This window comes from Herbaspirillum frisingense GSF30 (assembly GCF_000300975.2).
Taxonomy (GTDB): domain Bacteria; phylum Pseudomonadota; class Gammaproteobacteria; order Burkholderiales; family Burkholderiaceae_D; genus Herbaspirillum; species Herbaspirillum frisingense.
The window spans coordinates 17265-28736 of sequence record NZ_AEEC02000035.1 but is presented as its reverse complement, the minus strand read 5'-3'; the positions used below and the strand labels follow the sequence as shown (position 1 = coordinate 28736).

At 65.8% G+C, this 11472-nt stretch carries 12 protein-coding genes; 9 read left to right on the top strand and 3 right to left on the bottom strand.

Annotated elements, in window-relative coordinates; genetic code table 11:
• Nucleotides 1–183 precede the first annotated feature (183 nt).
• The 9 genes from HFRIS_RS19700 to yacG all read left to right on the top strand — a co-directional run bounded on the left by HFRIS_RS19700 (nt 184) and on the right by yacG (nt 8669).
• Nucleotides 184–1041 (top strand): IclR family transcriptional regulator, encoded by an 858-nt coding sequence (locus HFRIS_RS19700; protein WP_006713197.1) that lies wholly within the window; start codon nt 184–186, stop codon nt 1039–1041.
• Nucleotides 1038–1994, top strand: coding sequence for a 2-hydroxyacid dehydrogenase (locus HFRIS_RS19695; protein ID WP_006713196.1), 957 nt, complete (start codon nt 1038–1040; stop codon nt 1992–1994). Before HFRIS_RS19700 ends, HFRIS_RS19695 begins: the two co-directional genes overlap by 4 nt.
• 157 nt (nt 1995–2151) lie before the next feature.
• Nucleotides 2152–3444 carry an HlyC/CorC family transporter gene (locus HFRIS_RS19690; protein ID WP_006713195.1) on the top strand — a complete coding sequence of 431 codons (1293 nt, stop codon included), beginning with the start codon at nt 2152–2154 and terminating at the stop codon, nt 3442–3444.
• A gap of 112 nt (nt 3445–3556) precedes the next feature.
• Entirely contained in the window at nt 3557–4702 is a 1146-nt protein-coding gene (locus HFRIS_RS19685) for a GspE/PulE family protein (protein ID WP_051110944.1), read from the top strand.
• Nucleotides 4689–5933: a type II secretion system F family protein gene (locus HFRIS_RS19680; RefSeq protein WP_006713191.1), complete on the top strand. Its 1245-nt coding sequence runs from the start codon at nt 4689–4691 to the stop codon at nt 5931–5933. Before HFRIS_RS19685 ends, HFRIS_RS19680 begins: the two co-directional genes overlap by 14 nt.
• 80 nt (nt 5934–6013) lie before the next feature.
• Nucleotides 6014–6877 (top strand): prepilin peptidase, encoded by an 864-nt coding sequence (locus HFRIS_RS19675; RefSeq protein ID WP_006713188.1) that lies wholly within the window; start codon nt 6014–6016, stop codon nt 6875–6877.
• A gap of 9 nt (nt 6878–6886) precedes the next feature.
• On the top strand, nt 6887–7507 hold the full coding sequence (gene coaE / locus HFRIS_RS19670; RefSeq protein ID WP_006713186.1) for a dephospho-CoA kinase: 621 nt from the start codon (nt 6887–6889) through the stop codon (nt 7505–7507).
• 191 nt (nt 7508–7698) lie between these two features.
• On the top strand, nt 7699–8454 hold the full coding sequence (gene zapD / locus HFRIS_RS19665) for a cell division protein ZapD (protein WP_006713184.1): 756 nt from the start codon (nt 7699–7701) through the stop codon (nt 8452–8454).
• A 29-nt stretch (nt 8455–8483) separates the two neighbouring features.
• On the top strand, nt 8484–8669 hold the full coding sequence (yacG, locus tag HFRIS_RS19660; protein WP_006713182.1) for a DNA gyrase inhibitor YacG: 186 nt from the start codon (nt 8484–8486) through the stop codon (nt 8667–8669).
• 87 nt (nt 8670–8756) lie between these two features.
• Here the strand turns inward: yacG and mutT are convergent, their stop codons facing one another.
• From mutT to argJ, 3 genes are all read right to left on the bottom strand, one after another.
• Nucleotides 8757–9170, bottom strand: a complete 414-nt coding sequence (mutT, locus tag HFRIS_RS19655) for an 8-oxo-dGTP diphosphatase MutT (protein WP_006713181.1) — start codon at nt 9168–9170, stop codon at nt 8757–8759.
• The gene (locus HFRIS_RS19650) at nt 9170–10045 is read right to left on the bottom strand and encodes an ATP-binding protein (RefSeq protein WP_006713179.1); all 876 of its coding nucleotides are present in this window, start codon (nt 10043–10045) and stop codon (nt 9170–9172) included. The genes mutT and HFRIS_RS19650 overlap by 1 nt, the downstream gene beginning before the upstream one ends.
• Before the next feature lie 189 nt (nt 10046–10234).
• The gene (gene argJ / locus HFRIS_RS19645) at nt 10235–11470 is read right to left on the bottom strand and encodes a bifunctional glutamate N-acetyltransferase/amino-acid acetyltransferase ArgJ (protein WP_006713178.1); all 1236 of its coding nucleotides are present in this window, start codon (nt 11468–11470) and stop codon (nt 10235–10237) included.
• Between the last annotated feature and the right edge of the window lie 2 nt (nt 11471–11472).

Here is an 11472-nt window from a genome sequence, read left to right as displayed (position 1 = left end):
GTCGCATCCACCTCAAGGACTGGGGTGATATGCGCGTCTCCTGTTTCGTTATTGATGCAATTTCGGTGCCAATTCTGCTATCGTATTTCGACAGACAGGAAATTTTTAATAATTATTTCGTCAGCTGGAATAACTCGGAGGGCAGGACGCCACCGATTCCACCCAGCAGACAACAGCCCCCTCATGAACGACGACAACGACGAGGCCTCCTCGACCACCGCCCCGGCCACCCTGCCGGTCAACGGCATCCAGCGCACCTTCGCGGTGTTGCGCGCACTGGCCGATGCACCACCGCAAGGCATGCGGGTGACCCAGGTGGCCAAGGCCATCGGCCTCACGCAAGGCACCACGCACCGTCTGCTGCAGGCCCTGGTCAGCGAAGGCGTGGTGGAGCAGGATGAACGCAGCAAGCTGTACCGCCTGGGGATGGACCTGTTCGCGCTGGCCGCCCGCGCCGGCAATGCCTCCGACCTGCGCAGCCTGTGCCGGCCGGCGCTGCTGCGCCTGTGCGGCAGCCTGGGCGACACTGTCTTCCTGCTGGTACGCTCGCGCTTCGACGCGGTCTGTGTGGACCGGGTCGACGGCCCTTTCCCGATCCGTGCCTTCACCGGGGACATCGGCGGCCGGGTGGCACTGGGCGTGGGCCAGGGTGCGCTGTCCATCCTCGCTTTCCTGCCGGAGCAGGAGCGCGAGGAAGTGATCCGCTACAACGTGCCGCGCCTGCGCGAGTTCGGGGTCTATGACGAGGTCTACCTGCGCACCGAAATCGAGCGTGTGCGTGAAACCGGCTACGCGGCACGCCAGGCGGGTCTGCTCGACGGCATGGCCGGCCTGGGCGTGCCACTGTTCGACTGCAGCGGCGCCATCGTCGGTGCGCTCAGCGTGGGCACGCTGACCTCGCGCCTGACCGAGGAGCGCCTGCCGACCGTGGTACAGATGTTGCAACGGGAAGCCGCGGCGCTGTCGCGCCAGATCAATCCCTTCGATCCGGCATTGCGCCGTCCCATGCATCAGGCCAATCCTGTGGAGCCCCGCCCATGAGTTCTTCCTCCCCCGTACTGCTGGTCAAGTCCGGCGGTGCCGCCGCGCTACCGGAGTGGCGCGCCAGTTTCCATGAGTTCGCCCCCGGACTGGGACTGGAGGTGTGCGCCTGGGACGACCCTGAAGTCGATCCGGCCCGGGTGGAATATGTCCTGGTCTGGCAACCCGAAGCGGGGCGCCTGGCCCGCTTCCCCAACCTGAAGGCCATCATCAGCAGCGCGGCCGGGGTCGACCACATCCTGGCCGATCCGCACTTGCCGGACCTGCCCATCGTGCGCATGGTCACGCCCGAAACCCAGCAGCGCATGGCCGAATTCACCGTCATGAGCAGCCTCATGCTGTTGAAGGACATGCCGCGCATCGTTGCCCAGCAGGCAAGGGCGCAATGGCTGGAGTTCTCCACCCCGCGCACCGCCCTGGAAACCCGGGTGGGCGTGCTCGGCCTGGGGGCGCTGGGGCTGGCCACGGCGCGCATGCACGCCACCATCGGTTTCGACACCGCCGGCTGGGCGCGCTCGCCGCGCAGCGAAAAGGGACTGAGCTGTTATGCCGGTGCCGACCATTTGCCTGCCTTCCTGGCGCGCACCGATATCCTGATCTGCCTCCTGCCGGAAACCGAGGACACCCGCCACCTGCTCGACGCCGACCTGCTGCGCCAGTTGCCACGCGGCGCGGCCGTCATCAACGTCGGGCGCGGCAGCCACCTGTGCCTGCCCGACCTGCTGGCCGCGCTGGACGAGGGCCAGCTGTCGGGCGCCGTGCTGGACGTGTTCGATGAAGAGCCCTTGCCTGCCGACGCGGCGGTCTGGCGCCACCCCCGCGTGCTGGTGACGCCGCATGCGGCGGCGACGCCGTCGCGGCGGGAGCGCGCCCGCCAGGCGGCGGTAGCGATCTCGGCCATGCTGGGTGGGCTGCCGCCACCGCATCTGTATGACCGTGTGCGGGGTTACTGAGGGGCAAGCGCTCCCTTCCGCGCCGGCCCGGCTTGCGGGATAGGCCCCCATCGTCTAGACTTTGGCGCTCGCTGGCCGCCCTGCCCGCCCTGGCCACAGGCAAGCAGGTCCGCCGAATCCCTCCCGTGCGCGAGGGCAATCAACCTGACGGCAACGTTTGGATACCGTACCCATATGGGTGCAAGCTCTTGCACTCCTGATCCTGATCCTGCTCTCGGCCTTCTTTTCGATGACCGAGACGGCGCTGATGGCCGCCAACCGCCATCGCCTGCGGCACCTGGCCAAACAGGGCAATCGTGCCGCCATCACCATCCTGTGGCTGCTCGATCGCACTGAACGGCTGCTGTCGCTGATCCTGATCGCCAATACCCTGATCAATGCACTGGCCACCGCGCTGGTGACGGCACTGGCCATTACCGCCTTCGGCAACCACCAGCGCGTGATCACCGCCGCCACCGCCTTCGTGGCGGCCTTGCTGATCATCTTTGCCGAAATCGTCCCCAAGGTGATCGGCGCCACCTATCCCGAACGCATTGCCCTGTTCACCAGTTTCGTGCTCAAGCCGCTCATGCGGCTGGCCAAGCCGCTGATCTGGTTCGTCAACATCTTTGTCTCGGCGATCCTGAAGCTGTTGCGCATCAAGACCGGGGCGCGGGCGGCCGAACAGCGCATCTCGCCGGAAGAACTGCGCTCCATCGTGCTCGAAGGCGGCAGCTTCATCCCGCAGAAACACAAGAGCATCCTGCTGAACCTGTTCGACCTGGAAAAGATCTCGGTGGAAGACGTGATGACGCCGCGTGCCCAGGTCGAGGCCCTGAACCTGGCCGCACCGGTGGAAGAGATCCTGCACCAGCTGGCCACCTGCTATCACAACAAGCTGCCGGTCTACGAAGGGGAAATCAACCACATCGTCGGCATCCTGCATGTGCGCAAGACGGTGTCGCTGTTCCGCCAGGAAGAGGACATCAGCCACGACGATATCCGTGCCCTGCTGTCGGTACCGTATTACGTGCCGGTGGAAACCGACGTCTTCACGCAGCTTCAGTATTTCCAGGAGAATCACGAGCGCCTGGGCATCGTCGTCGATGAATACGGCGAGGTGCAGGGCCTGGTGACCCTGGAAGACATCATCGAAGAGATGATCGGCGAATTCACCACCTCCTCGCCCGGCTCCTCGGGTGAAGGCTTTGGCTGGGACAAGGACGGCAGTTGCCTGCTCGAAGGCAGCACCACCCTGCGCGACATCAACAAGCGCCTGGGCCTGACGCTGCCGCTGGATGGCCCCAAGACCATCAACGGCCTGCTGCTGGAAACCCTGCAGGACATCCCCGAAGCCAGCGTGGCCGTGAAGTTCGAGGGCTGCGTGATCGAAATCGTGCAGGTCCAGAACCAGGCGATCCGCATGGTCAAGCTGATCGCCATGCCGCAGTCGCAAACGCGGGGCGACTAGGGCCTGTTCCTGTATCGAACTCTGCCGACTTTGACGCAGGCAATCGGCCAGCCCGCTTGGCCGCGCGCAAGCTTGCGTGGGAGACTGGCTCCCCTTTGCGCGGAGGAGTCCCATGCCAGTCATGCAAGCTCAAACCCCGGCGGTGGCCGATGACGATGTCCCGGTAGTACGCCTGCTGCACAAGCTGCTGGCCGACGCCGTCGGCATGGGCGCCTCCGACCTGCATTTCGAACCCTTCGAACATTTCTTCCGCGTGCGCCTGCGCGTCGATGGCGTGCTGCACGAACTGGCGCAGCCACCGCTGACACTGCGCGACAAGCTGGCTACCCGCCTGAAGATCCTGGCGCGTCTGGACATCGCCGAAAAGCGCCTGCCCCAGGACGGCAAGATGCGCCTGGCACTGGCCCAGCGCAGCATCGACCTGCGCGTCTCCACCCTGCCCACCCAGTTCGGCGAAAAGATCGTCCTGCGCATCCTCGATACCGCCCAGGCCAGCTTCTCCATCGCCGAACTGGGCTATGAACCGGCCCAGCAGGAAGCGCTGCTGCAAGCCATCGCCCGACCGCATGGGCTGGTGCTGATGACCGGCCCCACCGGCTCGGGCAAGACGGTCTCCCTGTACGCCTGCCTGCAGCGGCTCAACCGCCCCGGGGTCAACATCGCCACTGCCGAGGACCCGGTGGAAATCAACCTGCCCGGCATCAACCAGGTCGGCATCAACGAACGCGCCGGGCTGGACTTCGCCACGGCGCTGCGCGCCTTCCTGCGCCAGGACCCGGATGTGCTGATGGTGGGCGAAATCCGCGACCTGGAAACCGCCGACATCGCGGTCAAGGCGTCCCAGACCGGGCACCTGGTGCTCTCCACCCTGCACACCAACGACGCCCCCTCGACCCTCACGCGCCTGCTCAACATGGGGGTGCCGGCCTACAACATCGCTGCGTCGGTGAGCCTGATCGTGGCACAGCGGCTGGTACGCAAGCTGTGCCGCTGCCGGCGTCCGGCGCCGGGCAAGCCATCCACCTATATCCCGCAAGGCTGCCAGGCCTGCAACCAGAGCGGCTATCGCGGCCGCACCGGCATCTACCAGGTGATGCCGGTCAGCGCCGCCATGCAGGCGCTGATCCTGGCCCAGGCCGGCACGCTGGAGCTGGCGCGCCAGGCGCAGGCCGAGGGCATCATCGACCTGCGTCGCGCCGGCCTGCTCAAGGTCCTGCGCGGCGAAACCAGCATGGGAGAGATCCTTGCCGGCACCTGAACCAAAACACTTCCGCTGGGAAGGCCTGGATCGGCACGGACAGCCACAGCGCGGTGTCCTGCAGGCCAGCGACGAAGCCCAGGCACGCGCCCAACTGCGCCGCCAGGGACTGCGGGTGGCGCGCCTGCGGCGAGAAGCAGGTAGTGTCGGTAGCAGCACTGCCATCCCGGTCACTCCACGCAAGCCCTCCCGCGCCCGCATCAGCGACAAGCAGATCGCGCTCTTCACCCGCCAGCTGGCCACCATGCTGCAGGCCGGCCTGCCGCTGCTGCAGTCGCTGGACATCGCCATCCGCGGTGCCGGCCAGGGGCCACTGGCCGGCCTGCTGGGCGAGGTGCGGCAACAGGTGTCACGCGGTGACAGCCTGCACGCGGCGCTGCAGCGCCATCCGCGCCATTTCGATGGCCTGTTCTGCAACCTGGTGCGCGCCGCCGAGGAGGCCGGCATGCTCGACAGCATGCTGGAGCGCATCGCCCTCTATCGGGAGAAGTCGCTGGCGCTGCGGGGCAAGGTCAGGGCGGCGCTGGCCTATCCGGGCGCGGTGGTGCTGGTGGCGATCGTGGTGACCGCGGTCATCCTGCTGTGGGTGGTGCCGGCCTTCGAGCAGATGTTCCAGCAGTTCGGCGCCGAACTGCCGCTGCCTACCCGTATCGTGATGGCCCTGGCGCGTACGCTGGGCTGCTACTGGCCCGTGCTGTTGCTGGGCCTGGCCGTGAGCGGCTTGCTGGCCCTGCATGCCTGGCGCCGCTATCCGGCGCTGCGGGCGCGGGCGCAGCGGCTGAGCCTGTCATTGCCGATCTTCGGCAGGCTGTTGCGACAGGCCGCGCTGGCGCGCTGGAGCCGCACTTTCGGCACACTCTTCGGGGCCGGCATCGCGCTGGTGGAAGCGCTGGAGACCGTCGCCGGCGCGGCTGGCAACGTGGTCTTCGCCGAGGCCTCGCTGGCGGTGCGTGATGCGGTGCGTAATGGCGCATCCCTGCATGGGGCGATGCAGGCCACCGGCGTCTTCCCCGACCTGGCGGTGCAGATGACCGCCGTGGGCGAGGAGGCCGGCGCGCTGGACGCCATGCTGGGCAAGATCGCCGAACTCAACGAACGCGAGGTCGACGAAGCCGTCAGCGCCCTCACCAGCCTGATGGAACCCGTTATCATGGCGGTGCTTGGCGTGGTCATCGGCGGGCTGGTGGTCGCGATGTATCTGCCGGTATTTCGCATGGGTTCGGTGGTGTGACGGTAGACGGCACGACCGGCCTGCTGCGGCTACTCCCCCCTGCGGCCTGACTTCACGACCCGATACGACTGAACCCGACGATGCATTTCCTGGAAGCCTACGCCCTCCCCGGCAATCCCGCCCTGGCCGGCCTGGCGGCCCTGCTGGGCCTGCTGGTGGGTAGCTTCCTGAACGTGGTGATCCACCGCCTGCCCATCATGATGCTGCGCGAGACCGCCAATTTTGTGGCGATGGAGCGCGGCGAAGCCCTGCCGCATCAGGATCGCTACGACCTCTGGCTGCCCCATTCCGCCTGCCCGCACTGCGCCCGGCCGCTGGCGCCGTGGCACAAGCTGCCGGTGCTGAGCTGGGTACTGCTGCGCGGCCGCTGCAGTTTTTGCCAGGCCAGGATCAGCGCGCGCTATCCGCTGGTGGAGCTGCTGACCGCGCTCCTGTTCGCCCTGGTGGCCTGGCGCTTCGGACTGGGCGCCACCGGGCTGGCCGTCATGCTCTGCAGCGCCTTCCTGATTGCGCTCGCCTTCATCGATGCCGACACCATGCTGCTGCCCGATGACCTGACCCTGCCGCTGCTGTGGCTGGGGCTGCTGGTGAACCTGAACCATCGCCTGGTGGCGCTGCCCGATGCAGTGCTGGGCGCGGCCGCCGGCTATGGCGTGCTGTGGCTGATCTTCTGGATCTTCAAGCTGGCCACCGGCAAGGACGGCCTGGGCTATGGCGACTTCAAGCTCATGGCCGCCCTGGGCGCCTGGCTGGGTTGGCAGGCGCTGCCGCTGGTGCTGCTGCTGGCCTCGGTGATGGGCGCCCTGCTGGGCCTGGCGCTGATGGTCGGCGGGCGCCACCAGCGCGGCCAGGCCATTCCCTTCGGCCCCTGCCTGACCGGCGCCGGCCTGCTGGCCCTGCTGCTGGATGGAACCTGGCTGAACCTGACTCACTTCGCTTACTGAACCTATTCCATGACTTCCTTGACTGAACGCTTCACCATCGGCCTGACCGGCGGCATCGGCAGCGGCAAGACCACGGTGGCCAATCTCTTCGGTGAACTGGGCGCCTCGCTGGTGGATACCGATGCCATCGCCCATGCCCTGACCGCGCCCGAGGGCCTGGCCATCGCCCCCATCCGCGCCCATTTCGGCGACGAATTCATCGATGCGCGAGGCGCCATGGACCGCGCGCGGATGCGCCATCACGTGTTTTCCCATCCCAACGCCCGCCATGCGCTGGAAGCGATCCTGCACCCGCTGATCCGCAGCGAGACGGTGCGCCAGGCCGAGGCTGCCACCGGCAGCTACGTCATCTTCGTGGTGCCGCTGCTGGTGGAATCCGGCACCTGGGTCGGGCGCGCCAGCCGCATCCTGGTGGTCGATTGCCCGGAACAGGTACAGATGGCCCGCGTCATGCAGCGCAACGGCCTGCAGCGCGACGAGGTGGAAGCCATCATGGCCGCCCAGGCCAGCCGCCAGGCGCGTTTGGCGGTGGCGGACGACGTCATCGACAACGGTGGTGACAATGCCGCGCTGCCCGAACAGGTGAATGCGCTGCATGCGCGCTACCTGGCCCTGGCGGGCGCGGTGTGATTGATGGCGGGGGTGGTGGCGGCAGCAGCGGCGCCACGTTACCTAAGGCTTCATTTGATGAGGCCTGCATTTGTAATTTTCTGCTGCATGGGTCAGAATCACAAACATTGCAATGTTGACGAGGTATTTTGCACCAGCGCGCCTGTCAGCGGCCTTCAACAAGTCCGGTTCACCGATAAAGGGATCATGCTTTGATCGTCTACGAATACCCTTTCAATGAGCGTATTCGCACGCTGCTGCGACTGGAAGACCTCTACGAGAAATTCGTCTTCTTCCTGCACCAGGAAAGCCCGCATCAGCATCACATCGCCCTGGCCACCATTTTCGAAATGCTGGAGGTAGCCGGACGCGCCGATCTCAAGTCCGACCTGCTGCAAGAGCTGGAACGGCAGAAACAGATCCTGCTGGCCTATCAGTCCAATCCCAATGTCGAGCCGGAGATGCTCAACGCCATCCTGGCCGAAGTGGACCAGGCCAGCACTGCCCTCTCGGCCGCGCAAGGCAAGACCGGCCAGAACATCCGCGACAACGAATGGCTGATGAGCATCCGTGGCCGCACCATCATCCCGGGCGGCGCCTGCGAGTTTGACCTGCCGGCCTATTACGCCTGGCAACAGCATTCCTTCGAGCGCCGCTTCCAGGACATTTCCAACTGGTTCGCCCCGCTGATCCCCTTGTTCGACGCCATCGGCATCGTCATGCGTCTGCTGCGCGAATCGGGCCATGCCGTAAAGATCAACGCCGAAGGCGGCAGTTACCAGCAGATGCTGCAAGGCAAGGTCTACCAGATGCTGCGCCTGTCGCTGGACATCGAGCTCGGTGCGATCCCCGAGATTTCCGCCAACAAGTACATGCTGTGGGTGCGTTTCACCCAGCAGGATGGCGACGAGAAGCCACGCTCCTTCGAGGGTGAAGTCCCCTTCGAACTGGCCCTGTGCGGCTTTTGACCTGTAACGAACGAATTGAAGTAACGCGTATGGCGACGATAGTGGATTGCCCGACCTGTGGCACCAAGGTGGAGTGGAGTGAAAAGAACAAGTATCGGCCGTTCTGCTCCGAGCGCTGCAAGCAAATCGACCTTGGAGCCTGGGCGGAAGAAAAGTACACCATCCCCGCAGTGAACCTGCCGCTGGAAGACGAAGGGGGCAAGCCCGTACAGTGATGACGGGCTTTTTCCTTCACATTTGCTCAAATCCCCGCTTTTGAATCCTGCATGGCTGGCAGTGCCAGGGCCAAGGCTTGAGCACGCTCACGCCGGCTCGCCGTAGCGCAACTGGTCCAGCCACTGGATCAGCGGAATGGTCGCCGGCAGCAGCGGCTGCACGCCCACGCTCCCCTGCCAGGCAAAGGCCTGGCCTTCCAGGCTTTGCGGCTCGCCGCGCCACTGGCGGCTGATGTAGAAGTGCAGGCGCACATGGGCATGCGGATAGACGTGTTCGACGCCGCACCAGGGTTCGCCGTCCAGCACCTCGATGCCCAGCTCTTCCTTGAACTCCCGCTGCAGGGCCGCGAAGATGCCTTCGCCCGGCTCCACCTTGCCGCCCGGGAACTCCCAGTAACCGGCATAGGGCTTGCCTTGCGGGCGCTGGCCCAGCAGCACGTCACCGTTGGGCTGCATCAGGATGCCCACGGCGACGTCGATCGGCTTGGCGTTCTGGCTCATCAGGCCTGCGCCTTGCCGGCGTAATCACGGGCGAACTGCCAGGCCACGCGGCCCGAGCGGGAACTGCGCTGCAGCGCCCAGCGCAGCGCATCGGCACGGGCTTCGGCGATCTGGGCGTCGGTGCAACCGAAGTGGCGCAGCCAGTGGGCGACGATGTCGAGGAAGTCGTCCTGCTTGAAGGGATAGAAGGTCACCCACAGGCCGAAACGCTCGGAGAGCGAAATCTTTTCTTCCACCGTCTCGCCGGGATGCAGGTCGCCATCCTCGGTGTGGGTATAGGTGCTGTTGTCGGAGAGGCGCTCCGGCATCAGGTGACGGCGGTTGGAGGTGGCGTAGATGAGCACATTGTCGGACTGGGCCGCGATGCTGCCGTCCAGCGCCACCTTCAGCGCCTTGTAGCCGCCCTCGCCTTCCTCGAAGGAAAGATCGTCGCAGAAGACGATGAAGCGCTCCGGGCGCGCCGCCACCAGTTCGACGATGTCCTGCAGGTCGTGCAGGTCGTCCTTGTCCACCTCGATCAGGCGCAGGCCACGGTCGGCGTACTGGTTCAGGCAGGCCTTGATCAGCGAGGACTTGCCGGTGCCACGCGCGCCGGTCAGCAGCACGTTGTTGGCCGGGCGGCCTTCGACGAACTGGCGGGTATTCTGGTCAATCTGTTCCTTTTGCGGGCCGATATTGTGCAGGTCGGACAGGCCGATCCGCGAAATCTGGCCCACGGCCTGCAGGTAGCCGGCACGCTGGGCGGTGGCACCGCGCCAGCGGAAGGCGACGGCGGCGTTCCAGTCCGGTTCGCGGGCGGCGGCATTGGGCAGGATGGCTTCGACGCGCGCCAGCAAGGCTTCGGCACGCTGCAGGAATTGGTCTAACTGGGTCATGGTGATCAGTGCTTGGGATGGGCTTGAGAGTAGATGCGACGCCACATTGTGGCGCAACACGGCAGCGGCCGGCGTGAATTAAATTGTTCCGAGGGCGCGGGCATTCATGTTGCCGCCACCATCCCGGGCACGCCGCCAGCCCGGGGATGGTGGGCTGGCGGGCGCGCGGTGACAGGTCCTGTCAGGAGATCAGGAACGGTAGTCGGCGTTGATCGACACGTAATCGTGCGACAGGTCGCAGGTCCAGATGGAGGCCTTGGCCGTGCCGCGCGCCAGCTTCACACGGACCACGATTTCGGCCTTCTTCATGACGCGCTGACCGTCTTCCTCGCGGTAGTCAGGGTTGCGGCCGCCGTCCTTGGCGACCCAGACATCGTCCAGCCAGAGGTTGATCCTGGACACATCCAGGTCGTCGATGCCGGCATAGCCGATGGCAGCCAGGATGCGGCCCAGGTTCGGATCGGAGGCGAAGAAGGCGGTCTTGACCAGGGGCGAGTGGCCGATGGAATAGGCGATCTGGCGGCATTCCTCGACGCTCTTGCCGTCTTCCACGGCCACTTCGATGAACTTGGTGGCACCTTCGCCATCGCGCACGATCTGGTGCGCCAGGTGTTGCGAGAGGTCGGTGACGGCGGCGGCCAGTTGCTTGTAGTCGTCGCTGTCGGCACTGGTGATCTCCAGTTCGCCGGCGCCGGTGGCCATCAGGATGAAGGAATCGTTGGTCGAGGTGTCGCCATCGATGGTGATGCAGTTGAAGGAGTGGTCGGCGGCGTCCTTGACCAGCTGGTTCAGCAGCGCCTGCGGCAGCTTGGCGTCGAAGGCCAGGAAGCCCAGCATGGTGGCCATGTTGGGCTTGATCATGCCGGCGCCCTTGCTGATACCGGTCATCACCACCTGCTTGCCGCCGATGCTCAGGGTGCGCGAAGCGGCCTTGGGCTGGGTGTCGGTGGTCATGATGGACTCAGCCGCGTTGAACCAGTTATCGGCCTTGAGGTTGCCGATGGCCTGCGGCAGGCCGGCGATGATGCGCTCTGCCGGCAGCGGCTCCAGGATCACGCCGGTGGAAAACGGCAGGATCTGCTGCGGCTCCACGCCCATCTGCTGGGCCAGGGCGGCGCAGACCGACCTGGCGCGCTGCAGGCCTTCTTCACCGGTGCCGGCGTTGGCATTGCCGGTATTGATGACCAGCGCACGGATGGGCTTGGCGGCGCTCAACTGGGCCAGGTTGGCCTGGCAGATCTGCACCGGTGCAGCGCAGAAGCGGTTCTTGGTGAATACGCCGGCCACGGTGGCGGTCTCGGCCAGCTTCATGACCAGCACGTCCTTGCGATTGGCCTTGCGCACGCCCGCCTCGGCATGGCCGAGTTCGATGCCGGCAACGGCTTTGAGGTCGGAAGGGACGGGGATCGGGGAATTGACGGCCATGG